This is a genomic window from Paenibacillus macerans (genome assembly GCF_050565405.1).
GTDB classification, from domain to species: domain Bacteria; phylum Bacillota; class Bacilli; order Paenibacillales; family Paenibacillaceae; genus Fontibacillus; species Fontibacillus macerans_B.
This window is the reverse complement of the sequence record NZ_JBNYYG010000001.1, coordinates 1-25728: the sequence shown is the minus strand read 5'-3', so window position 1 is coordinate 25728 and position 25728 is coordinate 1. Positions and strand designations below refer to the sequence as shown.

Annotated in this window: 26 protein-coding genes and 2 other RNA genes; 8 read left to right on the top strand and 20 right to left on the bottom strand. The window is 48.4% G+C overall.

Annotation, left to right across the window (positions count from 1 at the left end):
- Positions 1–4: 4 nt before the first annotated feature.
- From ACQ4N8_RS00140 to ACQ4N8_RS00115, 6 genes are all read right to left on the bottom strand, one after another.
- Positions 5–214, bottom strand: a complete 210-nt coding sequence (locus tag ACQ4N8_RS00140) for a hypothetical protein (RefSeq protein ID WP_430702284.1) — start codon at positions 212–214, stop codon at positions 5–7.
- Positions 207–2318 carry a DEAD/DEAH box helicase family protein gene (locus ACQ4N8_RS00135; RefSeq protein ID WP_430702283.1) on the bottom strand — a complete coding sequence of 704 codons (2112 nt, stop codon included), beginning with the start codon at positions 2316–2318 and terminating at the stop codon, positions 207–209. Before ACQ4N8_RS00135 ends, ACQ4N8_RS00140 begins: the two co-directional genes overlap by 8 nt.
- The gene (locus tag ACQ4N8_RS00130; protein ID WP_430702282.1) at positions 2315–2854 is read right to left on the bottom strand and encodes a hypothetical protein; all 540 of its coding nucleotides are present in this window, start codon (positions 2852–2854) and stop codon (positions 2315–2317) included. The genes ACQ4N8_RS00135 and ACQ4N8_RS00130 overlap by 4 nt, the downstream gene beginning before the upstream one ends.
- Entirely contained in the window at positions 2851–3702 is an 852-nt protein-coding gene (locus tag ACQ4N8_RS00125; protein WP_430702281.1) for a DNA-methyltransferase, read from the bottom strand. The genes ACQ4N8_RS00130 and ACQ4N8_RS00125 overlap by 4 nt, the downstream gene beginning before the upstream one ends.
- Positions 3695–4597, bottom strand: a complete 903-nt coding sequence (locus ACQ4N8_RS00120; RefSeq protein WP_430702280.1) for a DNA-methyltransferase — start codon at positions 4595–4597, stop codon at positions 3695–3697. Before ACQ4N8_RS00120 ends, ACQ4N8_RS00125 begins: the two co-directional genes overlap by 8 nt.
- Before the next feature lie 135 nt (positions 4598–4732).
- Positions 4733–4939: a helix-turn-helix domain-containing protein gene (locus ACQ4N8_RS00115; protein WP_430702279.1), complete on the bottom strand. Its 207-nt coding sequence runs from the start codon at positions 4937–4939 to the stop codon at positions 4733–4735.
- 170 nt (positions 4940–5109) lie between these two features.
- Here ACQ4N8_RS00115 and ACQ4N8_RS00110 point away from each other — a divergent pair, with 170 nt between their 5' ends.
- Entirely contained in the window at positions 5110–5397 is a 288-nt protein-coding gene (locus ACQ4N8_RS00110; protein WP_430702278.1) for a hypothetical protein, read from the top strand.
- Between the two features lie 237 nt (positions 5398–5634).
- Here ACQ4N8_RS00110 and ACQ4N8_RS00105 read toward each other — a convergent pair whose 3' ends face one another.
- The 6 genes from ACQ4N8_RS00105 to ACQ4N8_RS00080 all read right to left on the bottom strand — a co-directional run bounded on the left by ACQ4N8_RS00105 (position 5635) and on the right by ACQ4N8_RS00080 (position 11714).
- The gene (locus tag ACQ4N8_RS00105) at positions 5635–6273 is read right to left on the bottom strand and encodes a DUF2971 domain-containing protein (RefSeq protein WP_430702277.1); all 639 of its coding nucleotides are present in this window, start codon (positions 6271–6273) and stop codon (positions 5635–5637) included.
- Positions 6274–6703: 430 nt separating this feature from the next.
- Positions 6704–7426: an IS21-like element helper ATPase IstB gene (gene istB / locus ACQ4N8_RS00100; RefSeq protein WP_430702276.1), complete on the bottom strand. Its 723-nt coding sequence runs from the start codon at positions 7424–7426 to the stop codon at positions 6704–6706.
- Between the two features lie 3 nt (positions 7427–7429).
- Positions 7430–8545 carry an IS21 family transposase gene (istA, locus tag ACQ4N8_RS00095; RefSeq protein ID WP_430702275.1) on the bottom strand — a complete coding sequence of 372 codons (1116 nt, stop codon included), beginning with the start codon at positions 8543–8545 and terminating at the stop codon, positions 7430–7432.
- A complete protein-coding gene (locus ACQ4N8_RS00090; RefSeq protein WP_430702274.1) occupies positions 8494–8916 on the bottom strand; it encodes a hypothetical protein in 423 nt (140 codons plus the stop codon). The genes istA and ACQ4N8_RS00090 overlap by 52 nt, the downstream gene beginning before the upstream one ends.
- Positions 8917–9163: 247 nt before the next feature.
- On the bottom strand, positions 9164–10183 hold the full coding sequence (locus tag ACQ4N8_RS00085; protein WP_430702273.1) for a DUF4365 domain-containing protein: 1020 nt from the start codon (positions 10181–10183) through the stop codon (positions 9164–9166).
- A gap of 763 nt (positions 10184–10946) precedes the next feature.
- Positions 10947–11714: a hypothetical protein gene (locus ACQ4N8_RS00080; protein ID WP_193417405.1), complete on the bottom strand. Its 768-nt coding sequence runs from the start codon at positions 11712–11714 to the stop codon at positions 10947–10949.
- Between the two features lie 309 nt (positions 11715–12023).
- On the opposite strand from ACQ4N8_RS00080, the gene ACQ4N8_RS00075 reads away from it, so the two are divergent.
- Positions 12024–13382, top strand: a complete 1359-nt coding sequence (locus ACQ4N8_RS00075; protein ID WP_430702272.1) for an IS4 family transposase — start codon at positions 12024–12026, stop codon at positions 13380–13382.
- A 323-nt stretch (positions 13383–13705) separates the two neighbouring features.
- On the opposite strand, the gene ssrA (ACQ4N8_RS00070) is transcribed toward ACQ4N8_RS00075, so the two are convergent.
- The 3 genes from ssrA (ACQ4N8_RS00070) to ACQ4N8_RS00060 all read right to left on the bottom strand — a co-directional run bounded on the left by ssrA (ACQ4N8_RS00070) (position 13706) and on the right by ACQ4N8_RS00060 (position 15309).
- Positions 13706–14069, bottom strand: a transfer-messenger RNA (tmRNA) gene (gene ssrA / locus ACQ4N8_RS00070).
- A gap of 182 nt (positions 14070–14251) precedes the next feature.
- Positions 14252–14731 (bottom strand): SsrA-binding protein SmpB, encoded by a 480-nt coding sequence (gene smpB / locus ACQ4N8_RS00065; protein WP_178024351.1) that lies wholly within the window; start codon positions 14729–14731, stop codon positions 14252–14254.
- Positions 14732–14835: 104 nt separating this feature from the next.
- Positions 14836–15309 (bottom strand): MFS transporter, encoded by a 474-nt coding sequence (locus tag ACQ4N8_RS00060; protein ID WP_430702271.1) that lies wholly within the window; start codon positions 15307–15309, stop codon positions 14836–14838.
- Between the two features lie 535 nt (positions 15310–15844).
- Between ACQ4N8_RS00060 and ACQ4N8_RS00055 the strand changes: the two genes are divergently transcribed.
- The gene (locus tag ACQ4N8_RS00055; protein ID WP_430702270.1) at positions 15845–16441 is read left to right on the top strand and encodes a hypothetical protein; all 597 of its coding nucleotides are present in this window, start codon (positions 15845–15847) and stop codon (positions 16439–16441) included.
- Between the two features lie 76 nt (positions 16442–16517).
- Positions 16518–17240, top strand: coding sequence for a hypothetical protein (locus ACQ4N8_RS00050; RefSeq protein ID WP_178024369.1), 723 nt, complete (start codon positions 16518–16520; stop codon positions 17238–17240).
- Positions 17241–17830: 590 nt separating this feature from the next.
- Here ACQ4N8_RS00050 and ssrA (ACQ4N8_RS00045) read toward each other — a convergent pair.
- The 3 genes from ssrA (ACQ4N8_RS00045) to ACQ4N8_RS00035 all read right to left on the bottom strand — a co-directional run bounded on the left by ssrA (ACQ4N8_RS00045) (position 17831) and on the right by ACQ4N8_RS00035 (position 19833).
- Positions 17831–18194, bottom strand: a transfer-messenger RNA (tmRNA) gene (ssrA, locus tag ACQ4N8_RS00045).
- Positions 18195–18371: 177 nt separating this feature from the next.
- Positions 18372–18851, bottom strand: a complete 480-nt coding sequence (smpB, locus tag ACQ4N8_RS00040) for an SsrA-binding protein SmpB (RefSeq protein WP_178024351.1) — start codon at positions 18849–18851, stop codon at positions 18372–18374.
- Positions 18852–18978: 127 nt separating this feature from the next.
- Positions 18979–19833: a MurR/RpiR family transcriptional regulator gene (locus tag ACQ4N8_RS00035; RefSeq protein WP_430702269.1), complete on the bottom strand. Its 855-nt coding sequence runs from the start codon at positions 19831–19833 to the stop codon at positions 18979–18981.
- A gap of 196 nt (positions 19834–20029) precedes the next feature.
- Here ACQ4N8_RS00035 and ACQ4N8_RS00030 point away from each other — a divergent pair, with 196 nt between their 5' ends.
- From ACQ4N8_RS00030 to ACQ4N8_RS00015, 4 genes are all read left to right on the top strand, one after another.
- Complete coding sequence (locus ACQ4N8_RS00030) at positions 20030–20917, top strand: cell division protein FtsQ (RefSeq protein ID WP_430702268.1); 888 nt, start codon at positions 20030–20032, stop codon at positions 20915–20917.
- A complete protein-coding gene (locus tag ACQ4N8_RS00025) occupies positions 20910–22982 on the top strand; it encodes an ABC transporter ATP-binding protein (RefSeq protein WP_430702267.1) in 2073 nt (690 codons plus the stop codon). Before ACQ4N8_RS00030 ends, ACQ4N8_RS00025 begins: the two co-directional genes overlap by 8 nt.
- Positions 22957–23766 carry an energy-coupling factor transporter transmembrane component T family protein gene (locus ACQ4N8_RS00020; protein WP_430702266.1) on the top strand — a complete coding sequence of 270 codons (810 nt, stop codon included), beginning with the start codon at positions 22957–22959 and terminating at the stop codon, positions 23764–23766. The genes ACQ4N8_RS00025 and ACQ4N8_RS00020 overlap by 26 nt, the downstream gene beginning before the upstream one ends.
- Before the next feature lie 185 nt (positions 23767–23951).
- Positions 23952–24761, top strand: coding sequence for a PHP domain-containing protein (locus tag ACQ4N8_RS00015; protein WP_430702265.1), 810 nt, complete (start codon positions 23952–23954; stop codon positions 24759–24761).
- An 83-nt stretch (positions 24762–24844) separates the two neighbouring features.
- On the opposite strand, the gene ACQ4N8_RS00010 is transcribed toward ACQ4N8_RS00015, so the two are convergent.
- Positions 24845–24991 (bottom strand): hypothetical protein, encoded by a 147-nt coding sequence (locus ACQ4N8_RS00010; RefSeq protein WP_430702264.1) that lies wholly within the window; start codon positions 24989–24991, stop codon positions 24845–24847.
- A gap of 402 nt (positions 24992–25393) precedes the next feature.
- Positions 25394–25681: a hypothetical protein gene (locus ACQ4N8_RS00005; protein ID WP_430702263.1), complete on the bottom strand. Its 288-nt coding sequence runs from the start codon at positions 25679–25681 to the stop codon at positions 25394–25396.
- Positions 25682–25728: the final 47 nt, after the last annotated feature.

The following is a 25728-nucleotide window of genomic DNA, read 5'->3' as shown; positions in this document are numbered from 1 at the left end:
GACTTCACCCCGCCTTTGTCTCGTCGAGTGTTATGTCTTTCATGTACTCATCGACGAGCTTTCTCGTTATTCTACTACCCTGCTCCAGGTTGTCCTGATTTTCAAACTGCGCATACACAATTGCCTCAATAAGTTCAGCTGGGATGCCCGGATATTTTTCCGATCTGACTGCTTCAAGTACCTTGAGCAGTTCTTCGACTTCAATACTATTCATCGCCTTCTATTCCTCCGTTTGTCAGCTTGTTAAAATCTATCTGGAAATCAGCTGCAATATTCTTGAGGTCAATGACGCACGCTGGGTTCTCTGCGCTACTTCCAAACTGTATCGCACGGGACAGTTCAGCCGAGATAATTGACAGGTTCCTCTCATTCTCATCCTCTGCCATCACTGGCATGGTAATAGTGTCATACAGTTCTGCGAAATGCTTACCCGAAGCCCGCCGCAAAATACGTCCCCTACGCTGGATGAACTCCCGTGGGTTTTGTGATGAAGCAAGAATTAGTGCATGTGTGGTCGACGGAATGTCGACGCCTTCATCTAGGCACTTGATCGACACTAGAACTCCACCGTTGTTCTCGAAATAAGAGATCGTCATATCTCGGGCACCATCCATGTCAGCGTAATACTCATAGGCATCAAATCCCGCTTCCATAGCACTTCTTAGGACGTCTTTCAACTGATTTATATTGTCGCAGTATATAATCCACTTTTGCCCAGCGCGGTAATGTTTGCGAAGCGTTTCGATTGCAAGTGGAACTTTGCCTGATGCGTTTTTTACAATTCGGGCTCTACTTATCAATAGCATCTTAAGCCGAGGATGTGTCTGTAAGTCGATGTTCTTTCCAGCTTTCGCGACTAACTTCCTGATCTCGTCTGTGATTTCATCCCATCGCTCCTGCTCTGCTTTTGTGAGCGAAAGCTTCTGGGGGTAGTAAAAATACTTCGTCAGAACTCCACTATTGATAGCGTCCTCAAGCGTGAACGGTGGTGGAATGATTCCATCGAAGTAGTCTAGAAGCGCTTGCGTGCCGAGATGATCACCATATCGACGCGGGGTTGCCGAGAGGCCCAGCCGTGCCCCCGAGTTGATCGTGAGTATCCTTCGACGCTCCGGACTTCCGAGTCTGTGCACCTCGTCTGCTATAAGGAAGATATTATCTCCCTGCGTTAGGTCTCCAATAAAATCGGGTGAAGCCGCTGTATCCATCGTCGATATGATCACCCGATTTTGACTTAATTTCGGGGTCGTCCATGAACTAAGTGTATTGCCCTTACGCCATTCGGTATGCTCATCACCGCAAAGAAGATAGTAAACTTGTATGTCTCCGATCGTTTCAGTGAGTTCGCTGTACCACTGCTTTAGTAGATCACGAGATGGCACAAGCACTAGAGCCGTCTCGCCTCTCGCGAAAGCATCACGGATTGCACACATCGCCGTGAATGTCTTCCCGCTACCGGTCGCGTGCTCAAGGATACCTCTTCGGCCGTTGGCGACCCATGCTTCCAACGCATTCGTCTGATGTGTACGCGGCAACTTCCCACCGAGTCCCTTATCTGGCTTCCACTTGGAAGCCGCGCTCTCGATTACCTTGATTTCTTCGAGCAGCTTTTCCCAGTCAGCACCTTTCGCTTTTTCCTTCAGTACAGCCTTTACGTCAGATGGAAAGGAGTAGACAGTCACACCGGGGACGAAACCATTCCAGAGACGTCCAAAGAAGCTGATTGCATTCTCTACACGCTCTCTGTCACGCGTATCCGCCCAACTCGGGAATACGTCTATTGATTCGATGTTTCCGTCAGACGAAAGGCCATTAAATGTCTCATTCATGGAGCCTCTGAAGCCCACGGAAAGCGACTCATTGTCGGTAAACACTCCTACCTTATCATGGAACATCCGTCGTGCGTCGGCACCCGCGTGCACTCCGGGAACCGCGATTTTGACGTCTATTATCTCTTCGGTGACCATATACGCTAGTAGCCTGGCTGGTGCAGACAATGCTGGGCTTGCGAACAATGCTTCGACCTCAGATTTAATAGATTCAGCGAGTATCTCATTGTTTCGCGCCGAGTATCCTTCAGAGAGAGCCATCTCGTCTGCGTCTGATATGCATGGCGAGCATATGATACGAATCTTACCACCGCGCTGTATGAACTCCTTGAGTGCGCTCCACGCGATAATGTAGATCGTACTGCCGAAAAAGCCGGATATACGTTCGTACTTAACTGCAGTTCTCATACACGGTAGGTAAAACTCATCCGCGATGTTATCCTCGGCTTTATTGTATGAAGTTTTGAACTCGAAGCTGTCGAGCCTCATTCTTCCGCCTCTTCTCGCAGAATTTCTACTCTCATTCTTATTGCATCAACCACATGATCTGGCCGCGCCGCAAGTATCGTCTCGCCGTTATTGCGCTTGCTTAAAGCCACCGGCTCATAAAGTGCTCTTATGATTGTTTCGGCGCGCACCTGCATATTTGCACTGTATGCAAAGTCTTTGTGTTTATATGGATCCCACAGAACGAATACGCCACCCTCGATCTCATCCGTCATCCGAGCGTACGCTGCGAGTAGCGGCAGACGGCCATCAGAGTAGTCGAGCGACCCACGACTACCTCGCCTTTGTCCAGGCAGGATGATCTGAAACTTGTACTCGTCGATTGGTCGCCCTCCTGGTGGGTTCGTGCAGTTGAACAGATACGCCCGAATACGAAGCGGAAAAGGAGACGCGAGGTCAACGAGTATCGGTACAGAAGACATACCGCTGTGCTGTTTCACATGACTACCGAGGCCATCTATGAATATCTGATTAAGTTTTTGCTTACTGAGTCTCGATGCCTGTTCTCCTATGCTCATACTCTGGTTCCGTCCTCATTCAGCTTCTCGAATATCTCATCGGCTGTGGTGACGTAATTCTGTACCAAATCGAAGCCGACAAACCTTCGGCCGAGCGACAAGGCGGTGAAGCCGGTTGTGCCACTCCCCATCCAAGGGTCGACGACGAGGTCCCCTATTTCGGTTGTCGCTTTGATGTATTTTTCTGGAAGGTACATCGGCTGTGTAGCCTGATGATCACCAATTCGCGCTGATACTCCCCCGCTGATAACATTTTTCGGCAATGCTCCGATTGGGTGCGGTTCGATCCTCTTGTTTTTACGAACATACGTCAGCCCGTTTGACCGGGGTTTGTACTCGTACTCACCGTACGTCTTCACACTGTGTGACTCGTATGGTCTACGGATTGCATCAAGGTTGATCGTCCATTTCGGTGATTTCGAGAACCATAGGTTCTGCTCATATGCATCCTGACATGCCACCCTAAGCCCTGTCGGCACTGGATTCTCCTTTACCCATATCTCAATATCGACACACGATAGGCCCCAGTGCTCCTCGAGTAATATGGCGAGCTTCTCAACAATGAGAGATCTTTTCGACGACACTTTCGAGGTTGCTTTCTCACGGTTGGCCTTAACATTAATTACTATGAAGCCATCATCTCGTAATTTTAGAACAGATGCATCGATAAACGGCGTCATTTTCTCGATATACTCCGATGCCTTCCACACGCCATAATCACGTTCCGCGTTCGGATATGGCGGTGACCCATAAATGAGTTTGATAGACTTGTCAGGGAGCCGATGCATCCCCTCAGCACCGTCGCAACATACCGTAACATATCCAGAGGCTTTTAACTGGTCAAGCATCTGCGCTGACTCCCTCCACCTCGAGTTGCATGCGTGCAGCGGCAAGATCACAATAGTCCGGGTTCGCGTCTATTCCTATCCATCTCCTACCGTTCTTCGCTGCTGTAACAGCAGTTGTGCCAGAGCCCGAGAACGGGTCGAGTACAAGCGAACCCGGTTCCGTGCCTGCCAATATGAAAAATTCGGCGAGTTTCTCAGGAAAGCGTGCTGGATGAGCTATTCCACGTTCCTTGCAAAGCTTAGAGAATACGTCGTTGCTGTTCGTATTGCCGATCTCTATGACCGAACCGGGATCGGCTCCGCCCTTGTCAGTCCACACTTTTTCACAATTAAAGTTGTGAGTGCTTGGCCGACTGTTCTGCGCTCGATCACCTTTTCCTTTACCAGCGAGAAACTTCTGCATGTCCTTGCTGTAAGGCCTACGTATTGGATCCATGTTGAACGTCCACGTGTCGCCTTTTGCGAACCAGAAGCAGTACTCATGCGACTTTTTTGTGCGACCAAATCCACCACGTGAAAAGACATTAGGTGGTGTAGCTGGATTGTACCAAATATAATCACGTACGAGATGGAATCCGAGCTCCTTACAGAGGCGTATGACGAGCTCGAATACGTACAGATGCTGATACCCTCCTACTACCTTGTCGGAAATATTAAGCACGAAACTACCATTGTCCTTGAGCAAACGCTTGATCTGCCACGCCTTCGGTATGAACCACTCGATATAATCGTCTGGATGTATCATCTCCGCTTTGCCCCCGTAGTCCCGCCGATCTGCGTATGGCGGCGATGTGAGTACAAGGTCGACGCTATTTTCAGGAAGGCTTTTTAAGACTTCTTCGGAATCGCCTGTAAAGAAGCGGTTTTCAAATTCATATATTTCACGTTTTTCCAAGATGCACCTCTTCCCGCGGCGCTTCGCGACGCGGTTTTATTTATGTGTCTATCTATAATGAATATACCAGAATTATAGCACACGGCCTCTTTACGGAACAACACAACCATAAACTTTAGGATCCTGTCTTATTCCTTACTTATATTCAGGGATATGCTCCAACAAATCACCAGGTTGACAATTTAATGCTGAACAGATTTTATCAATTATTTCTAGAGAGACATATTCATTTGTGTTCAATTTTGCCATTGTTGCTGATGATATTCCAGTCATTTTTAATAACTCCTGTTTCTTTATATCTCTATCTATGAGTAATTTTTGAAATGGTTTATAACTTATCATTGCCAACCCCCTCACAAGGTAGTTGAATTTTTCTTTAATTATATTAAATAATCTTTACATAGGCAAAATTATATTTGCGTTTTCTTGACACTGAATTTCGTTGTGGTAAAATAATATTCAAGAAGTTAAACTTTATTTCGCAAAAACAAATTCTCCGGGAGGTGCAATTCTTGATCAATTCTTTAGAGGTCTTGATTGATCCACTCATTCGTAGCCGATTGGAGTCATTATACAGTGAGCTTACATCCAATAACTCTGATTTTAAGCAATTATCAAGTGAATCTGTACAATATTTCAAAAAAATACGACAATCCCTACCCGACAACCTCCAGCATACTCTATTCCTTTATGAAGACGCTCAACTCGCATTACAAGCAATTCTAGAAATAAAAATATATCTGCAAGGGTTTAAGGATGCCTTACATATCTTCAATGAATTACATATTACAAAACTTTAAAAGTCTATGGGCTTTTCTTTCTATTCATATAACATTCTCGTATTCACGACACCTGGCGTACCAAGTGTATAGGATTGTCTCTACTTCCTCGAAATCCCTCTGTCGGACCGAGGGAGTATGCCCGATGCGTAAATATTTGTTATATGACATACCGCGCTTCCTGAGCTAAATTCAAAAATGTATTTTATGTTTATATTTTTCTTTCCAAGTGAATATTATGTTTTTGATGTGATATTTCTATCTATAAGAGCTTTTAGAGTACATAATAGGTATTGGTTCACTCGCATTATAAGGAGTATCTCCATAATATCCATATTCAAATAACATATCTCTTATATCCGTTGAAGATATTTTAGATTTGGGCCCAATCCATATTTCTTTGATGATATCTTGTTTTATCTGCGAGAAATTCATTTCCAAATACGAAATGATTTTTCCATCTGCGTACCTATATTGTCTTTTTGAAAATTCAATTCCTCCAAAATTTCGCTTTATTTTTTGAGCGCCTGCTTTAGATCTTAATATCATTCTCCACTCTTTTTCTTCTTCAAAGCTCGGATTTTTGTATTGAGCAAACTCTAAACTGTAATTCTGATTCAATTCTAATCCCACATGACCAATTCCTTTAGTTTTCATATTCTCAAGGTTTTCCTCGACAATACGATCTATAAATTTCTCTTGATTTTGGTAAATAACTTTATTGAATTTAAGATTATATGGGGATAGTCCATTAACAGCTTGTAAGTACTTTTTCGAAAAACCAATAGCAATTCCACTTCCGTTTTGAGCATAACCTCTCCATTGGCTGAGTGAATCGATACTTTCTGAGAAACAGGCGGCATAAATAGTCTGGTTATCTTCAATGTTTTCGTTCATTTGATAACCAGTATTCCATGCCTCTAAATTACCATGACCTGTTTCCGCAAGATAAGTTTTTTCACCAAATCTCTAAGCCAAATACATTCTCGCGAATCGTTAGATTTAAGTACATCTGATAGCCAAAGAGTAGAGTTTTTGATTATATTAAAAAATGCCTCTCCTCCACAGTAATGGAAAAGTATATCTTGTTCATTATTACTCATAGAATAATGTCTCCTTTTATATTCTTTGGTATGTCATATAACGTTTCCGCATTCACGAACCCGAGAACCTTAAGCCCCCAAAGGGGCGGCCGCGACGCGGTTAGGTTCGCAGGGTTGTCGCCTGAGTCCACTTCTCAGAAATGCCTCTCGGCTGTTTTTTGCAAGTGAAAAATGCTGAGTTTTGCTGCGAAAAGTGCCGAGGTCACTTGCCAGCAAAATAGTTATTACGGAATACGTTCCATGGCCTGCTTGAGCCGGAAACTTTCACCTGTGAAAGAAAGAATATGAGCATGGTGCACCAGTCGGTCAACCAAAGCGGACGTCAGCTTGGTATCCCCAAAGATGGAAGTCCATTGTCCAAATTCCAGGTTGGAGGTCACAATCACGCTCTGTTGCTCATAACAATCGGCTATCACGTTAAATAATAGTTCTGAGCCTGTCTGGCTGAAAGGGACATAACCGACTTCATCCAGAATGAGCAGGTCCAGTTTCCTTAGTTTTTCTCGAAACCTAGTAAGCGAACCGGCTGCGAATTTTTCTTGCAACACGGCCACCAGATCTGAGGCGCGGTAGAATTGTACGGCACGCCCTTGTCTGCAAGCCTCAACCCCCAAGGCTGTAGCCATATGGGTTTTTCCCGTTCCCACAGCACCCATCAACAGCAAATTCTCTTTTTGTTCCAGCCATTTTAGTTCTCGCAGGACGTCCAGTGTATTGCCGCTTGGAAAGCTGATATGGTCGTCCACATACCCGTCAAATGTCTTCAAATGAGGAAATCCAGCCTGCTGGACAAGCTTCCCCAGTTTGGCTCTGCGCCGGCCTTCACGTTCGGCCAGCAAGAGTTTTTCCACAAGCTCGCTCATCTGTTCATCCTGCTGTTGCGTCACATAGTCCACGACATGGGCTAGCCGGAGTTGCCGACAAAGTTCCGTCAGATCAGTTCGCATCGTTTAGCTCACCCCCATCAGACGATCATAGCGCTGAAGCGACTCTCCGCTCTGAGTGCCCGGCGGAGAAAGCGTCTCTGCCCATGTTGCCGGGATGTCCCGGTTCGTTTGCCGGATTCCCAACGCTGCGGTCAACTGTGCAACCGTCGCCTCCACGCCTGCCTCCTCTAGCACTTGCCGGATTTGCTCCATCTCGTACACACCGCTCCAGTGAATGAGTGCCTTCAGTCTCTCTTTGCGCTCCGTCAGATCGGTCACCTTTACATACTGCTGGAGGGCTTCCGGCAACATACGGATGAACTGCGAATGCGTGACGCCCCGAGGTTTTCTCAGCAGATTAGTGAAAACCTGCTCCCACGGGATGTCGGCGGTTCGACCTGTATACGGACGTGGCACTTCCCGGATCACCTGCTGCTCGGAGGTAAGGATCACTAAACGGTCCCAAAACGTTTGAATCAGCACCTCTTTTCCGGGCTGAACCAGGCCTACCAGTGGAATCGTGTGTTCATCTGCCCGAATTTCTCCGTATTTGTTCACCACCGCTGCACTCATGTGAAAGGCCTCATAACTGGTTTCCGGCAAGGTGAGCAGCAGGGCACGATCTGCTTTCCACAAATCGGCGATTCGCTCTCCTTTGGCATAATGGATGCGTTCTGTGTCCTGCCGGGCTTGTTCTGCAAAATAGTCCGCCAATTGTTCCTGGTTTTCAAAAGCGGGAATCGGCACCGCCCAATTACGCTTGGCATAGCCGCATTTGCTCTCTACATGCCCTTTTTCGTGTCCGCTGTAGGGGTTGCAGAACACGGCTTCTAGTCGGTAATGAGCACAGAAGCGTTGAAAGCCTTCCGTGAGTTGCCGTTCGCCATGCTTTTCAATATGGACCACGGCTGCTGAAAGATTGTCGAACCAGATGCGCTGGGGAACACCTCCCATTTGCTCGAAGCACCGCTTCATTCCTTCCAGGAAGCATTCCTGGTTCTCGGCTGGTGTCGGATACACAAAGGGCGTATTGCTGTAGGGGAATGAGACGACGAGCAATTTGTAGGTGAGTAACTGTTGGGCTTTACTTACCTGAATTGTAGTGAAGTCGACTTGAGCTTCTCCGGGAGGATGTTCCAATCGCTCGTAGGTTTGGCACGTGCCAATTCCATTTCACCTTTGCGTTTCCTGACATAGGCCAGTACCGTACGCTGACATCCGGTAAATGAGTATTCCTCTTTCAGCCGCTCAAAAATCCGAACTCCCGTATGTCGCTGTTTTCGAGGAAGTAATCGGTCTTCCTCCAGCCAGGTGTCCACCACATCCATGAAGGGACCCATCACCGGGCTATGGCTTTTTCGTTTATTTATCGTTTGGTTCCAGTTATCCTGATCGGCGTAACGTTTTGCGGTCCGCCAGTGAACTCCCATCTGCCTAGCAATTTCGCTCACCGTTAATCCTTCTGCTTCGCGTAAAAATCTGATATACTGCTGTTGAGGCATTTTCAGCATCCTTCCAGTCTCCTTCGTCAAGTTCTCGCAAACCTAACGATAGGATGATATTTAGGTGCTGACAAGTGCCTCTTTTTTGCATTTCACTTGAGCATTTTTACGCTGCAATCTTCGGCATTTTTAGTATGCAATAAACATCTCGGCGACCAAGGGCCGTAAGGCCCACCGCGTGAATGCAGTGTTAAGCGAAGTTCTCGACTTCTTTGAATATACACGAATATTCTAGATAGATTAGCTAATATAATGATTAACTATCAGATGACAGAAAATCAAACAGATCCTTATATTCTATATCGTAGGACTTATTAAGCAGATCTTCCTCCATCCATTCTTCATCACAACCATATATTAAAAACAAAGCATTCACTCTTCGACCTATCGGTTCGGAAACATCAACTGCAGTTTTCTTCAATATTTCAATTGCATTGTCGAGACAACAGGAGATCACATCTAGTAATCTTTCGCCTAAACCCATCGGCCCAGAAAAGCTTTCATTATCCACTATACATAAAAGTTCATATATTTCGGCTTCAGATATATTTGAACAAATGTCCCCTGCAAAACTCATTAACTCTTCTTCTTCTAGATTATTGGGATTCCATGACCATCTACTTCTCCCAACACAATATCCTAAATACCATAACGCTTGTTTCTTAATTTCAATATCTTTGTGAGCAATTAATTCTCTGGCAACCTTGATTACTATTTTTCTATCCCTAGATTCGGGATGGTTCGTTAGTATCTCAAAATGTTTCAAAATAATACTTTTATCATCGTCAAAACACTTATCAAGACACTTTAACAAAATTCTAGAATCAGATTTCATGTTTATATAATCTTCCAATTCATTTATTGATACTCCATCTTTTTTCCGTACTTCGATTTTACTTAAGAGAGACTTATTATGATATCGCAAATAATTTAGATGCTCGTTTATTCCAATCCATGCACTACATTTATTTGTGGGAGAATAGAATATCATGACAACAGGTAACATATAATTCTCCCAATAATTTAAATGGTCTTCATCTGGATAAAACACAAACTTTTCCTGGTTATTGTTATAATATGAATCCCCCGATTTTATTTGCACCGCCAGTAATTTCCCCGAAACAATATCGTCTTTGACAAATTCTATAAAACCGTCAATACCCGTATCATTATCGCCTGGCACTTCTCTATATATTGATCCGTGGTCGATCACTAATTGTTCTAAAAAAGCGACTCCTTGCTTTTCAACTTTTTTGTTTTTCTTCCATTGTGGCATAATGATCCCCTTTTATTTATTGATGATTTTTAAAATTCACTTCATTGGCATACTAAATTTCATGGTCTTCGACAATTTCGCTTAACGTCTTTGAATTCATGAAACGACCCAGCCTTAGATAGCTCCTATCTTGGGCTGGGTCGTTTGTTGTCTGAACTTATTCCATGATTATACATCTGACAACCGAGGGGCGATAGCCCCGATGCGTGAATACGGTGTTAAGGAAGTCAGTGCCTTCTTCGAAATTCATATTCTAGTCATTTTACTATCGTACCTAAATAATTTCGGTTGTTCTCCACTACCACCAACACTGACACCTTTATATGTATATTGAATTCCAGCTATATCTTTTAGATTTTGTACTTAATTTTTAATATCGTATTATTTATTCACCATTTGGATTTTCTATTGTATATGTTGATGACCAGTTTTTACTCTCACCTTTAAAAACTATAGAGGAATTGTTTGAACAACTACATAGAGTTAGGATCATGGAAATGAATATCATAATTTTTTTCAATTAAACTAACCACCCACACTTAAAAATGTCCACTCTATATAACAAACACATATTGCTGAATATATGTTTCAAAATTCTCTGACTTATCGTAGTTTATTTTTTCATTACTTGCGCTGATTTCCTATAACGTTCCTGTATTCACGGCGTCCGACGAAGTCGGATGTGTCCGGCTTTGCCGGACCCAGGACGCATGTCCGCAGCGTGAATATTATGTTATCTGAAGTTACTTCTGCTGTGATTAACTTACTCGCTGACTTTATCTTTGATTACGTTTTTCACTATACGATCTAGATCTCTCCAGCATTCATTAATTTCCTTTATAACAACTGTTATCTCGCTATCTTGTTGAGTATGTCCTAATTGATTTCGGAGCCAAGTAAATCTTGTTTCTAATTCATCACTTCTTGTTTCAATTCCATCTCTCTTCACCATTCTTGTAGATTGTCTCTGATTAAATTCTTCATCAGGGTGATTTGAGATAATATAAGAATCTACATCCTTCTGTTTCTTTGCATCTATCATCACTATTAACAAGCTATACAAAAACATGAATTTACCCAAATTATCATTATGGTTCATTGATTGTTTATACAGGGTGTAATAGATATGATTCGTTTTTTCGTTTTTAGTCAGTTCAACAAACTCATCAATCTCTTCCTGTCCAAAATCAGATTGTATACTAAACCTTCCTTGCATCCTAGCAACAATAGTTGAATTGGGTTTAATATTTTCTTTAAAAATGTAAGGATCGTTAATTTGACTTCCTTTCACAAAAACTAAGCTATTGATAATCTGCTTCACCTTATGGTTACCTAGCTCTTCGGCTTGATCGAATTCAATAGTTTCTTTGAAATAAACTGTTATTCTAACAAGACCACTTTTAGGTTGATCTCCTTCAGTTGAAAGTTTCGTTTTAACCGCAGTGATTTCTCCCTGATCAAAATTAACAACTATTTCTTTATCAACAAAAGCTGTAGTTGAAGTACAAAGATATTCAATATATTTGGCCATACAAATCACTCTCTTTCTTTATATACTTTAAGTAATTTCAGATAACGTTTTATTTCTGAACTACGCAAATAATTGTGGTATCTCAAATCAATTCTATACTACCATAATTTAGAAAGATTTTTCTTCAAATTAATTTGAGGTTTTCTTCTCAACTCAACTTTCGCAGAGCCAAAATCAGCTCAACAGTACGTGTAGCTTAGGTTTGAAGTCGAATGGGTTGTTGCCTTGACGAAAATAGAAAAACACCGCTTCGTTTGGTAAAGTGAAGGTGACTAGCAATCACTACCACACAGAAGAGGTGTCTTCTCTATGATAAACCAGCAACCGTCACTCGATCAACTGCCAAACGAAATCAAACCGGCTTTTCAGGAACTAAAGGTGCTCAAACACTTGCGTGGTGCGGGTTTCAAAAAGAAATTCGGCTTCACGTGCGCCTATCTATTCCGCCTTGTATTCGTCCTGCTGTTTCACCAGAAGAACTGGTTCCGTCTCTTGGAAAGCAGCAAAGGCGAAAGGTTCCCGGGTAAAGACGCGGTCTATCGCTTCTTGAATCATAGCGGCTATGCCTGGCGGCAGTTTTTGTTGTCGCTCAGCGGTGAAACGATTGCCAGAATGGAACCGCTGACCTCGTCCAACCGGGAGACAGCCTTCATCTTCGACGATTCCATGTTTGAACGCAACCGAAGCAAGGCTGTGGAGATGCTGGCACGCTTTAAAGACCATGCCACAGGGGCTTTCTACAAAGGCTTCCGTATGCTGACCATGGGCTGGTCGGACGGTCATTCGTTTGTCCCCGTCGATTTTGCACTGCTGAGTTCAGCAAAGTCCGGCATCACAGGGATGGCAGAGGGGATCGACAAACGAAGCCACGGTTACAAGCGTCGGCAAGAAGCGTTTTGTTCGGCTCCGCAAGTGATCTCAGCCATGCTGGATCGTGCGCTAAAAGCCGGTATCTCGGCCTCGTACGTCTTGATGGATAGCTGGTTTACGCATGCGCCGCTCATTCAAGAAGTCCTCCGTCGCGGGCTGCATGTCATCGGCATGGTTAAAAACGACAACAAGCGTTATCTCATGAACGGGCAGCGGCTCAGCCTGAAGGAACTGTACGCCGTGGCCCCGCGTGTGGAAGGAAAAAATCGCAACATCCTTCGGCTTATCCGAACCACGCTTGCTCCTGGTATCCCGGCAGTGGTGGTGTTCGTTCGTCATCGTTCCAAGAAGAATGAGTGGCTCGCGCTGCTTTCCACCGACCTCAGCTTGACGGCCTCGGACATCATCCGGATCTATCGGATGCGCTGGGACATTGAGGTATTCTTCAAGTGCACCAAATCGCTACTGCGGCTGCAAAAGGAATTCCAAGGCCGTTCGTACGACTTGCTCATCAGTCACACGACCGTTGTGTTTTCGCGCTATATTCTGCTCGCTTGGCAGCATCGGCAAAGTACGGATGCCCGTTCGTTCGGTGGTCTGTTTTATTTGCTTTGCGACGAAGTCGGCACGCTCGACTGGGCCTTGGCCCTGCAGCAACTGGTCGATTTGATCCAAGAGATCGCCACCAAAGCTGGGAAGAAACTTTCGACTCTCATTCAGCGTCAACTCCAGCAGTGGATTGCTGCTTTACCCAACTACATCAAGGCTTATTTGCCGATTTCATGCTGCGAAAGTTGAGTTCTCAACTCCTCCTCTTTATGATGATGTTCAGAATCAACTCCTGGCTAATGTTAATGTTTGATTTAGTCATTCGATATTTTGTTGCTTGATTTGCAATGCTTCACATCGGCTCCCACATCCAGAGTTTTACTTTATGATTCCTTTTCCTAAGGCTTCATTCGGAAGAGGATAGCTTAAAATAAAAAAACAAAAAACACCTCAATGGGTCTGCAGACAAGGCAGACCCATTGAGGTGTTTTAGGGAATTTATTGATCAAATAATGACTCAGCCCTCAAATCATCTAGATGATTTGAGGGCTGAGTCACATACAGGAATTTAGCAATGGAGGCGAGGGGAGTCGAACCCCTGTCCGAAGGCAACGCCACATAGGTTTCTACGGGTGTAGTGACAGTTTTGATGTCACCCTAGAGACTCCCTGTCACCGGATTCCCTTCGGGTCAGCCTGATTATCTTCTTCCGTTGACCCCAGGCGGAGACCAGACGGCGTATCCCACTAAAGTTGGGCCCTATTCCCGGCACATGGGCGATGCAGGGATAGAGCTAGCTCACAGGTTATTAAGCTGCGAAAGCTAAGTTGTTGTTTTGTTTGCCGTTTAATTGGCTTTAGCGTTGATGAAGCGGACGCGTCCCCACTACCCGCTACCCATGCTCGATCTACCCCCGTCGAATCCAAAAACGCCCCCGTAATAAAAAGGGGGTTGGATCAAGGTGCAGCCTGCATGGGCATGCTGTTTGTTCGCATCACGATTTCCTTCTCCATATAAGGAACGTGATCTGTTCTTACATCAATTAGTATACCACGTTTGCGTCACTCGATGTTTATGGACTTGATGGAAACAGAGGGAACGTGGAACTTGAAAATTGCTTATCTTGCGACCTTCTGCTTCTCGCGCAGCGCCCGCTGAATATCACGCTGTGCATCGCGTTTCGCGGCGGTGTCGCGTTTGTCGTATTGCTTTTTCCCTTTACCCAGACCAAGCAATAGCTTCGCATATCCGTTGCGGATGTAGATCTTGAGCGGTACGATCGAGTACCCTTCCTGCTTGGATAAGCCCAGCAGCTTGTTAATCTGCACCTTATGCATCAACAGCTTGCGCGTCCGCGTCGGGTCCAGCGGGTTGTACCGGTTCCCCTGCTCGAACGGGCTGATATGCATGTTGTGGATATGGATTTCGCCGTTCCGGATCGTTGCGAACGCATCCCCGATATTCACCCGGGCATTCCGAATCGACTTAATCTCCGTGCCGGTGAGCACCATGCCCGCTTCGTAGGTATCTTCGATGAAATAGTCATGGGAAGCTTTTTTGTTCTGCGCCAGCACTTTACCGTCACTTTTCTTGCCCATGTTCATCATCCTCCTCTTGAAGCCCCACAGGGCAGATTACCAGACATTTATTGTACCAACTCCGGCGGTCAAAAGCAAGGATGGGGCGTATGGGACAAGCGCACCTAGTTTCTTCTATATTGAATAAAGATTGAACACAACAAAGCGAACGACAGGATGCCCGCAAACACCTGAAAAGGCAAAGCGTGCCGACCGGTTTCCAACAAATAGGCCGTAAGGACCAGACCTACGCTCGCTCCGGCAAACAAAACGAAAGTATATAGGGAGGTTGCAACCCCCCGATTCCCGCTTCCGATCTCTCCGATCAGGGAAATCAGCGTAGGCACGACCACGGCGATGCCGGCGACGAACAACACGCTCATGACGATGTAGACCCCTAATTCCTGAACAAAGGACATCAGCATTAATGCCGTAATCGAGAAGATTAATCCGGTACGCAGTACGGGCAGCACCCCCCATCTACGGCAGATGCGGCCGGCAAATAAAGAGAGAACCATGACGAGCATGCCAAGCGAACGCACGCCCAGGATCTCCATTTCGCCTAGCGAATAAGGCGGTTTGCCAAGAAAGGAGCCCATCGTGCTGTACATCCCCACAAAGCAGAGCAGGATCGTTAGGGTGATACCATAGCATAACAAAAGACGGCCAGGCCCCCGAATATTGGACACTTCAGGATGAAACCTTAGTTAGGCATAGCTAAACGGCAATTTTAAACGCATTCACTTCGTTTCTCTCCAACTTTACTGCAAATTCAACAGGAGAGTAGCCATATAAACTCATGTGAATTCGTCGGTTATTGTAAAAGTCCATGATTGTGACTCAGACAGTGAAACTTGTAAAAGTTGTTCTTCTGAAATTTGCTTATCCAAGCTTTCTTTTCTGATTCTAACTTAGCGATATGTTCATAGGGTGGTTTTCGAATCATCGCATTCTGCTATTGCATTAAGACAGTAGTCGTCTTACGTTTATTTTCTTTGAGTAACCTCTTCAACCGTTTCAATTCGGCTTGAGTATATTCTTGTTCGCATATTTTCATCTGATTAATCCAGTTGCTTCCATTCATAGAATATATTATTGTAAAAGTAATAAATTAATTGGGAGGATGTAATTGTTATGAAAAAAATACTGTTATCACTGATCGGTTGTTTGATGATTTCCATTTCTCTATCAGCTTGTTGGAATGATGACACTAATGAACAAAAAACACAAGCCGAAGCATCAAACGAGAAAGCAATAGATACCGTAAGCGTACCCAACTATGATGATTTCACAAAATTCCTAGAGGATTTTCAAAGCAATATAGTTATAGATGGTTTCTCATTAATTCCACCGTTTCAAACAATTTTTTTAATAGAAAGAGAATATACATTTAATAAGAAAGATACCATAACTCTTGGAGGTGGAAAGAATGATTTTAATCCTACACAACAACTATTCATATTTGAAAATAAGGATAAATCTATTCAGATTTATGTGAGATTCGCTTATACAGAAGTGGATATGGGTAACAACTTAGTTTCTTGGGAGTTCCCTTCTGGAGATGACGGAGCCGATATTGAATTATCAAATAGAAATGATATGGCAACGTACACATATAAAAATCTAATCGTTACCGTTACTCAAAATGCAAAAACAAAAGCAGATAACAGAACTACAAAAAATGCAGTAAAGTCCGTATTACATATATTAGATACATATTATAGTAAATAATGTTGAAGTAGTTGCATAATTTGCTAGATTGGTATATATTGGATTTGTAGGTAAATAATATTGAGAGGTGATTATTTTGGACTTTAAGGTTAAACGTAAGATTGCAGTTGCTGCTCTTGCTCTACTGACAATGACAGCCTCTAATGGTATCGTCAGCGCTCAAGACAGTATCCCTAGCACAGTTCAGGAGTTGGCAGATTCGAAAATTTCCAAGAAAATTCCAATCCCTGAAGTTAGGGCTTGGGAGACGGATTTAAACGGGAATACCAAAGAAGTTGTCCCACTTTCGCAAAGAGTGACTCCATTTGGGCCCCCCACTAGTGATGGTTTCACATACACATTTAATACGTACTTGCCAAATGCTCAACCAGTATATGATTGGCATTATGATAAAATGGGAATATACCGCTATGTAAACGGTACCAATGCTGAGGCATCTATCCAATATGAACAACAAGATACCAAAAGTGGAAAATGGAATGTATCAACTAACCTTACTGTAAGTGGTGAGTTTAAAGTACCGTTTTTTACAAAAATGTCAGCTCAAATTGGCGGCTCATGGGGTATGGAAAGAGGATGGACGAAAGGTATAAAGTATGGGGCGACTCAAAAAGTAAACCCCCAAACAACAGTTTATTTAACAAACTACCAGGTTGCGGCTAATTCAAACGGAAAGTTGCAATGGAAAAAATACTCCCCATCCGGTACTCAAGTAGGAGTTTATGAAGAGACTGCTGGTGGATATGCGGTATCTTTGAGCGATATTAATATCGAAACTACATTAACAGCACCAAATTGATACAGTAAAGATAAGTAAATGGACGCAACTGACATTGCTCAGTTGCGTTTATTGTATTTTACCCAATTAATATGGAATCACGCGCCGTTTACACATCGTCTTACTGAGATCTTATTTTCAAGTCCTTAGCTGCCACTGTTTTTTTTATGTTCAGAATAAAACTTACTTAGGGAGTCTGAAGTAGACTGATTCGAAAAGCTGTGGAAGTCTAAATATATTGCCGAAAACAACATTTATATTTGTACTTGCGGAACACCCTTTGACATAACTAAAACCTGACCGGATGGTTTTCCGGCTGTATGCCTCGGGCCCGGGGCATTACAAACAATGCCTGATGCTTGAACAATGTACCCATTCGTGGAACCACAGAATAGTTTAACCCGGCACGTTTGGGAGAACAGCAAGAAATGGGTAAAAAACAACCGGCTTGAGCCAGGACGGCAAACAGTTGTACCGCAAATGTAAAGAAACGATTTGATCGATGCTTCGCGGATGCTAAAGAGCTCCATGGCGCCTTACCTGGAGAATGGTACACATCAATCAACTGAACAATGCAAAAAACCACAACCGAATTCGGTTGTGGTTTTTAACAATGGAGGCGAGGGGAGTCGAACCCCTGTCCGAAGGCAACGCCACATAGGTTTCTACGGGTGTAGTGACAGATTTGATGTCACCCTAGAGACTCCCTGTCACCGGATTCCCTTCGGGTCAGCCTGATTATCTTCTTCCGTTGACCCCAGGCGGAGACCAGACGGCGTATCCCACTAAAGTTGGGCCCTATTCCCGGCACATGGGCGATGCAGAGATAGAGCTAGCTCACAGGTTATTAAGCTGCGAAAGCTAAGTTGTTGTTTTGTTTGCCGTTTAATTGGCTTTAGCGTTGATGAAGTGGACGCGTCCCCACTACCCGCTACCCATGCTCGATCTACCCCCGTCGAATCCAAAAACGCCCCCGAAATAAAAGGGTGTTGGATCAAGGTGCAGCCTGCAAGGGCCTGCTGTTGTTCGTTATCACATTTCCTTCTCCATATCAGGAACGTGATCATCTCTTACATTCATTAGTATACCATGTTTGCGTTACTCGATGTTTATGGACTTGATGGAAACACTGGGAACTTCATTCGCCACGTGTTATCTTGCGACCTTCTGCTTCTCGCGCAGCGCCCGCTGAATATCACGCTGAGCATCACGTTTCGCGGCCGTATCGCGCTTGTCGTATTGCTTCTTCCCTTTGCCCAGGCCCAGCAGCAGCTTCGCGTAACCGTTGCGAATGTAAATCTTGAGCGGTACGATCGAATACCCCTCCTGCTTGGACAAGCCAAGAAGCTTATTGATTTGCACCTTATGCATCAACAGCTTGCGCGTCCGCGTCGGGTCGAGCGGATTGTACCGGTTCCCTTGCTCGAACGGGCTGATATGCATGTTGTGGATATGGATTTCGCCGTTCCGGATCGTTGCGAACGCATCCCCGATATTCACCCGGGCGTTCCGAATCGACTTGATCTCCGTGCCGGTCAGCACCATGCCCGCTTCGTAGGTATCTTCGATGAAATAGTCATGGGAAGCTTTTTTGTTCTGCGCCAGCACTTTACCGTCACTTTTCTTACCCATGTTCTTCATCCTCCTCCTGAAGCCCCACAGGGCAGTTTACCAGACATTTATTGTACCAACTCCGGCGGTCAAAAGCAAGGACGTACAGCGTATCCGGAGTAACCGAAACATGCCTGGCATGGATGAATCACGCCTTCCCCCGCGGCAGCTTATCCGCATACCTCGCCCGCAGCTCGCCCAAATATTCCAGCTTGGCCAGCACCTTCTCCTTGTTCAAAAGACCGATGCTCAAAATCATCTGTTCGATCAGCAACAGCGGCGTCACCATCGAGTGGAACTCCCCCATGTCGCCGCGGCTTACGTGGAAGGCGGCATCCGCCTGCGACCCGTACCGGAACTCCTCACGGTCGGTCACCATCACGACCGAGCAGCCGATCCGTTTCGCGCAGTCGAGGATCACTTCGGTTTCCGGCAGCAGACGGGTGAAATTGAACAGCAACACGGCGTCTTCCCGCTGCACATGCGCGAGCGATTCCAGCAGCTCATGGCCGCTGGCCGCCATCATGCGCACCGACATGCCAAATCGCGACAAACGGTAAAAGAGCAGCTCGCCAAGCGCCACCGACGGCCCAGGCGCATACACGTAAATGCGTCTGGCTCCCGCCATCAGCGAAGCGGCGCGTTTCAACTCCTCCGGGTCCGTCTGCTCCGCCGTTTCCCGCATGTGGACGTTCGTTTGCTCCAGCATCTTCAACGGCAGGCTGGAAGGGTCCAGTTGGGAGATGGTCGCCTCCAGCTTATGCGCCGGAGTCTTATCTAGGGCCAAGCGGAGCTTCAACCGGAAATCCTTGCCGTTCTCGTACCCCGCCGCCCGCCAAAATCGCGACACCGTGGCAATGCTCGTGCCGATCCGGTCCGCCATTTCCTGCTCGGTCATAAACAATACCTCATCCGGATGGCGCTCGATGAAATCGACGATTTTTAGATGGCCGGCGGAAAACTTCGCTTTTTTCGCAAACACTTGATTACGGATGATCGGCATGGGCTCCAGCTCCTTGTTTTTACTTATCCCGTATCCTATCCTAGCAAAGATTTGTTATGTAAATTTTATTACATCATTTTCACTATGTAAAAAATATTACAATCCGTTGACATACACCTCCGCTTCCCTTAATACTCGGCCTCTACACTTTAGATGCAAACCTCTCCAACACTATATTTAAGGAGGCCACCCTTTCATGAATCGCAAGACCCTGTACACCCTCACGTCTTCGCAAAAAATGATGATCTTCGTCTTGTCCATGTCCCTGTACGGATTGTCCAACATGTTCACCGAGCTGATCCCCGAATTTCGAATCGGGCCGATCGAACTGTCCGTCGAATATTTCGCGTTCATCCCGCTGACGCTTTGCATGCTGTTCCATCCGCTGTATGCGGCGATCGGGGCGGCGCTGGGCGAGATTATTTTCGGCGAGCTGATGCTGGGGCAATTCGGCGGTCTCGGCGAGCTGGAGAAATTCCTGACCTTCTCGTTCGCCATGTACGTCGCCGGCCGGATGGTCAGCAACCCGCAAAACCGCGGGCAAGTCGGCACCGCCGCCATCACGGGCGTCGTCATCCATCAGCTGTGCAGCAGCCTGGTCGACATCGGCAAAGTATGGATCGGCGTCGAAGAATTTGAAGCCGTGCCGGGTCTGGCGCAGAGCGTCGTGATCGTCGAAGGCGCAAGCTTCCTGAACGACGTGCTTTTCTCCGGCATCCTGTTCGCCCTGCTGCCCACCCTCTACCTGGTACCCCGGTTGTACGGAAAAATCGAACCGCTCCTCGGCATCAAACCGCGCGAAAAGACCACCAAATACGAAGCGGCCGGCATCATTTCGCCCAAGCTGGTCCTGACCGCCATCGGGTTGGCGCTGATCGCCTTCGGCGCGGAATCGCTGTCCGAAACGGACTGGAACATCGGCGAATGGGACAGCGGACTGGCCGACCGCTTAGGCGCGGGGGCGACCTGGCTGAGCATTGCGGCGGCCGCCGTGGTCGCCGTCATCGTCCTGCTCGCGATGCGGGCCAAACGAGCGCGTAACGCCCAAGCCGGGGACGAGTCCGAGAACCTGCCGTATGCGTAAGCCGACGCAAGACCGGCCGGCCGGTCAAACGCGGCCCCAGGCCGATAGCCGGCCGACATCCCGGGCCGACCTGCAAATCCCGATCCGATCCGTTAGCCAGCCCTCTTTATCCCGGTCCCGGCCTGACGGAGCCCCTGCCCCCGCGATCGAAATCACGGGCGTCACTTTTACCTATCCGGGTTCGGAGCATCCGGTACTGAATCAGGCCTCCCTGACGATCGAACAAGGAACCTTCACCGCTATCATCGGCGGCAACGGCTCCGGCAAATCGACGTTGTGCAAACTGTTCAACGGGCTGATTCCGCATTATTATTCCGGCGACTTCGAAGGCGAGGTGCACATTCACGGCCAATCCACCGCGCAAAAAACCGTCGCCCAACTCTCCCGCCGAGTCGGCTACGTCTATCAGGACTTTGACAACCAACTCGTACGTCCCACCGTCCTGGACGAAGCCTGCTTCGCTCCGCTGAACTACGGGTTTCCCGACTACCAGGACCGAGCCCTGCGCGCTTTGGAGCTCTGCGGCCTCACTCATCTGCAGCAGCGGTACATCTGGGAGCTCAGCGGCGGACAAAAGCATCTGCTCGCCCTGGCCGGGGCCCTGTCGCTCGGCCCGGACATCCTGATCGTCGACGAGCCGGTGTCCCAGTTGGATCCGAGCCATGCCCGCCAGGTGTATGAAGTACTGCGGGAGCTTAACCGAGACTACGGCAAAACCGTCATCGTCATCGAGCATCACGCCGAGTTCATCGCCGACTACTGCCATGACGTTTGCCTGCTGGAACAGGGCCGGGTGCTGTGGAAGCGCCCGGTATCCGAGGCGCTGAACAGCCTGGACGACCTGGAGCGGCTGGGCATTCAGCCGCCCGAGGTTACTCAGGCGGCGGCCTATCTGTGGGCCATGCAGCAACAAAGCGATGCCATGCAGGATGATGACGCCGATCAGAGCGTAGCCGCTCTGGGCAGCGCAAACCCCGCCGATGCGATTCGGCAAGCTGACACGCATAGCGACTTCGCTAACTTCGAGAAGGAGCATCGCCGGCTCCCTTATCCGATTACGACCGAAGCCGCAATTCCTTACTTTGCTCGGCAGCTTCCGAGCCTGCCGTTTGGAGCCGTCGCCAATACGGGCAACGCCGGTTCCATCCGCGCCAACGCAAATCAACCCGCCGCCGTGCTTGAACAGGAACAAGAGCATGCCGGTCCGCCTCCCGCGATTCGGTTCAGCGGCGTATCGCTGAACTACCGCACGATCCGCAAAGCCGAGCGGACCGTGCTGCACGGGATCGACCTGAGCCTCGGCGAAGGCGAGCGCATCGCGCTCGTCGGCAACAACGGCGCGGGCAAATCCTCCCTGCTGAAGCTCATCGCCGGGATCGCCAAGCCGTCTGCCGGCAGCGTTGCCGTTCTCGGTCAGGATACCCGCAGCGTCTCCCTCGAGCAGTTGTCGCGGGACGTTGCCTTCGTCTTCCAGAACCCGGAGGACATGTTCATCGAAGACAGCGTGCGGAAAGAGATCGCCTATTGCCTGAAACGGCGCCGCTACCCGGATGCCGAACCCACCGCGGAACGCATGCTGCGCAGCTTCCGGCTGGAGCCGCTGCAGGACCGCGACGCGCGTCTGCTGAGCGGCGGCCAGCAGCGCCGCGTATCGCTGGCGATCGGCGCGGCGATCCGGCCCGCGGTCATGCTGCTCGACGAACCGACGGCCAACCTGGATCTGGCCACGCGCGAAGAGCTGCTAGGCACGCTGGAGGAGTTGGACCAACACGTCCGCACGGTCCTCATCGCCACGCATGATATGCAGCTCGTGAACCGCTGGGCTACCCGCGTGATCGTCATGCACGAAGGCAAGGTTTTGGCTGACGGGACAGCGGCGCAAATCTTTTCCAGCCCGGAGCTGATCCGCCGCGCCGGCTTGGCGCTGACGCAAAGCATGGAGCTATCCGCGGCCCTGGGCCTCCAGCCCCCGTGCAGTTCGCCGGCTAAGCTCGCCGACCGCCTGCACCGCATCATCACCGGAAAGGAGACTCACCCGCATGCAGCTCGTCCGCAACTGGTTTAACAAAATCTCGCTCGACCGCATCCAGCTCGAGCTGATGAACACGGCCTACGGCAGCGGCCACGCTTCCCTGTCCCGGCTCGACCCGCGGGGACTGCTGATCTGGTATCTGTTTTTCGCCGTCGTCCCGTGGTTTATCGACAGCTATGTCATTTTGGCTGGTATGTGCCTGTTCATGATCATCACCACCGTGTTGTCCCGGGTCACGCCATTCATCATCATCGTGTTGTGTCTTGGCCTGATCGGGCAGGTGGGGTGGCTGTTTATCATCTCGCTGTTTTTTGGCGGGGACATTTCCTCCGCGCTGCCGCTGCTCAAGCTGACGCTCAAGCTGTCGATCGTATCGCTGGCCAGCATCACCGTATTTTCGGGCATGGATCCGGAAAAAATCAGCGACGGCCTTCTGGCGCTCGGCGTGCCGGCCGCATTTTCGTTCAGCTTGTCGTACGGCTACCGCATTTTGCCGGTGTTGTTCGAGGAGTTCCGCAACGTCCTGCTGTCCTACCGGCTGCGCGGCAAAGCGCCCGAACGGGGCGGCGTATTGTATTGGCGGCTTGGCGCGTATTACCTGAAGCTGCTGGTGTACGCCTTTTTCCCGCTGATGCTGGTTACGGCCAAACGCTCCCGTACCACGGTAGAGGCGCTGGAGACGCGCGGATTCTCCTACGGCATGAACCATCCCGCCTCCAAGAAGCTCAAGCTGTCCCATCTTAAGCTGCAGCGGCGAGATTTTCTCTTCCTGGGCGGATCGGCGCTTTACGTCGCGGCTTTGTTTTGGTGGGGGTAAAAGGTACACGGTCTCCCCTCGCCTCACCTGCCGGGTCAACCGGCTCGACGATTGGCTGCCTTCTTCATGCATGCTTCCCGGCATCCGGCCAACCGCCGCCATTTTACCCATTCCCCCCACGGCATCCGGCCTACGCCGATACCAAGGGTTACTTAACTCATCAAGCCAACCAAGGAGTTGTTTCTATGCGAATCGACCTGCATACCCACGCCAAGTTGTCCAAGGCCGCCGACTTCTCGCCGGCCTATTATGAAGAAATGATTGCGGAAGCCGCGGCGAACGGGCTCAATGCCCTCGCTTTGACCGAGCATTTCAATACGCGCAACTTTTATGAAGTCTACGAAAACCTGGATCGCCTGTATCCCTTCAATGGCGAATATTACGAAGCCGGCCGGCTCCGCATTTTCCCCGGCATGGAAGTGGATATCCGGGAAACCGGCCACATCCTGCTAATCGGGCGCAAAGAGCATATTTTAGCCGTTCGACGGGAACTGGAGGGGTATACCGAAAAAGGATCCTTTATCCCTTTCCCCGACCTCATGACGCTGGCCGAACACTATCCGCTGCTCAAAATCGGGGCGCATCCGTTCCGCGAATCGACCCCGCTCCATCATCTGGACCCGGATCAGCTCCGTCGCCTGGATGCCTTTGATCTGAACGCCAAAGACATGTACGAATACGGCAACGAGGCCAATCGCGCCAACGTTGAGCGGTTCGCCGCCGAGCTCGGCAAGCCGGTGACCGCCGGGAGCGACACCCACCAATGCCTGCAGTACGGCAGCTTGTATAACGAACTGCATCGCCCCTGCGATTCGGTCGCCGAATTAAAGCAGGCCATCGCCGACGGCGCTTACGATCTTCGCATCGCCGACAGCCTGCCGCTCCAGGTCAAAGCCTCCGTCATGCTGAAAAAGCTGCTTAAGCGCTTGGCCCAGTTGGAAGTCGAAGCCCTGGCCTCCGGCGCCGCTTCGGGAACGGCTTCGATCACGGGATAGCAGGCGTTTCGGGCTGATTTTTAGGGGCTGTGCTGTGTTCCCCCTACCATTGCGGAATGACATCATGCGTGCTTTATAACTAGTTAAATGGCGGTCGATGCTACTATCACCGTTATTGATACTACTATTTGCCGTTGTTGGTGATAACTCTCGATGTTGTTGGAGATACTGTTGCCGTTGTTGGTGATACTAACATTGTTCTCAATGCCGCTACCGCCGTTGTTGCTCATCGCTAAGGCTGCTCCTTCTGCATATTTGTACAAAAGTAACAGCGGGTGTTCATGGGGTGCAAGCTAATCTTGCATTTTGTACAACAATTTCTGCCGTGCATGGCTGTTTTAGTCGAGAATGTTGTAAAACGTACAACTTTTCAGCCGCCGCGAGGCCGATTCACTCGAAATTGTTGCACGAAATACAACATTTCGGCCATTCCACCGGAACTCAGGCGAAAATGTTGTATGAAGTGCAACATTTAGGGCTGGGAAGCGAAGTTGTCGTGGCCTGCGGTAGGGCTGCGTTTCGATAACCGCGCTACTTAGCACGGGAAAGCCGAGCTGCTGAACCTCCTCTGCATGAAGCGACCCAACAAAAAGGGTATGACCCCCATCCGAACCGGGGTCATACCCTTTTAATTACTTTTTCTTCTTGCGGACAAACGCGGCGGTGGCGTTCCCGCCGCCGCTCTTGCCCTTGCCGCCGCCCCGCTTGCGGCCCGGGGCGGCCTCTCCGGCGCCCTCCTCGCGGGCGCCGACGAAGACCCCGCTCGCGGACGTCTTCTTCCGCCGCGAGCCCGGGGCGCCCTTGCCCTCCCCGGTGCGGTACCCGCCGGGGGCGTTGCGGGCGACGGCGACCGACCCGGAGGCGTAGCCTCCCTTGCCGGAGATCATGATTTGTTCGAACTGGGAATTGAAGGCGAACATTGGGTTGAGAGCGGAGCCATGGGCTATAAGCTGACGGCCAACTCATC

Coding starts and splice junctions, on each gene's coding strand:
- ACQ4N8_RS00080 (WP_193417405.1), bottom strand. CDS start 11,714: ATGGCCAAATATATTGAATATCTTTGTACTTCAACTACAGCTTTTGTT.
- ACQ4N8_RS00115 (WP_430702279.1), bottom strand. CDS start 4,939: ATGATAAGTTATAAACCATTTCAAAAATTACTCATAGATAGAGATATA.
- smpB (WP_178024351.1), bottom strand. CDS start 14,731: ATGGGCAAGAAAAGTGACGGTAAAGTGCTGGCGCAGAACAAAAAAGCT.
- ACQ4N8_RS00020 (WP_430702266.1), top strand. CDS start 22,957: ATGCAGCTCGTCCGCAACTGGTTTAACAAAATCTCGCTCGACCGCATC.
- ACQ4N8_RS00060 (WP_430702271.1), bottom strand. CDS start 15,309: ATGGGCTCCTTTCTTGGCAAACCGCCTTATTCGCTAGGCGAAATGGAG.
- ACQ4N8_RS00105 (WP_430702277.1), bottom strand. CDS start 6,273: ATGAACGAAAACATTGAAGATAACCAGACTATTTATGCCGCCTGTTTC.
- smpB (WP_178024351.1), bottom strand. CDS start 18,851: ATGGGTAAGAAAAGTGACGGTAAAGTGCTGGCGCAGAACAAAAAAGCT.
- ACQ4N8_RS00090 (WP_430702274.1), bottom strand. CDS start 8,916: ATGCTGAAAATGCCTCAACAGCAGTATATCAGATTTTTACGCGAAGCA.
- ACQ4N8_RS00030 (WP_430702268.1), top strand. CDS start 20,030: ATGAATCGCAAGACCCTGTACACCCTCACGTCTTCGCAAAAAATGATG.
- ACQ4N8_RS00140 (WP_430702284.1), bottom strand. CDS start 214: ATGAATAGTATTGAAGTCGAAGAACTGCTCAAGGTACTTGAAGCAGTC.
- ACQ4N8_RS00035 (WP_430702269.1), bottom strand. CDS start 19,833: ATGCCGATCATCCGTAATCAAGTGTTTGCGAAAAAAGCGAAGTTTTCC.
- ACQ4N8_RS00005 (WP_430702263.1), bottom strand. CDS start 25,681: ATGTTCGCCTTCAATTCCCAGTTCGAACAAATCATGATCTCCGGCAAG.
- ACQ4N8_RS00075 (WP_430702272.1), top strand. CDS start 12,024: ATGATAAACCAGCAACCGTCACTCGATCAACTGCCAAACGAAATCAAA.
- ACQ4N8_RS00125 (WP_430702281.1), bottom strand. CDS start 3,702: ATGCTTGACCAGTTAAAAGCCTCTGGATATGTTACGGTATGTTGCGAC.
- ACQ4N8_RS00010 (WP_430702264.1), bottom strand. CDS start 24,991: ATGAGCAACAACGGCGGTAGCGGCATTGAGAACAATGTTAGTATCACC.
- istB (WP_430702276.1), bottom strand. CDS start 7,426: ATGCGAACTGATCTGACGGAACTTTGTCGGCAACTCCGGCTAGCCCAT.
- ACQ4N8_RS00015 (WP_430702265.1), top strand. CDS start 23,952: ATGCGAATCGACCTGCATACCCACGCCAAGTTGTCCAAGGCCGCCGAC.
- ACQ4N8_RS00135 (WP_430702283.1), bottom strand. CDS start 2,318: ATGAGGCTCGACAGCTTCGAGTTCAAAACTTCATACAATAAAGCCGAG.
- ACQ4N8_RS00055 (WP_430702270.1), top strand. CDS start 15,845: ATGAAAAAAATACTGTTATCACTGATCGGTTGTTTGATGATTTCCATT.
- ACQ4N8_RS00025 (WP_430702267.1), top strand. CDS start 20,910: ATGCGTAAGCCGACGCAAGACCGGCCGGCCGGTCAAACGCGGCCCCAG.
- ACQ4N8_RS00130 (WP_430702282.1), bottom strand. CDS start 2,854: ATGAGCATAGGAGAACAGGCATCGAGACTCAGTAAGCAAAAACTTAAT.
- ACQ4N8_RS00085 (WP_430702273.1), bottom strand. CDS start 10,183: ATGCCACAATGGAAGAAAAACAAAAAAGTTGAAAAGCAAGGAGTCGCT.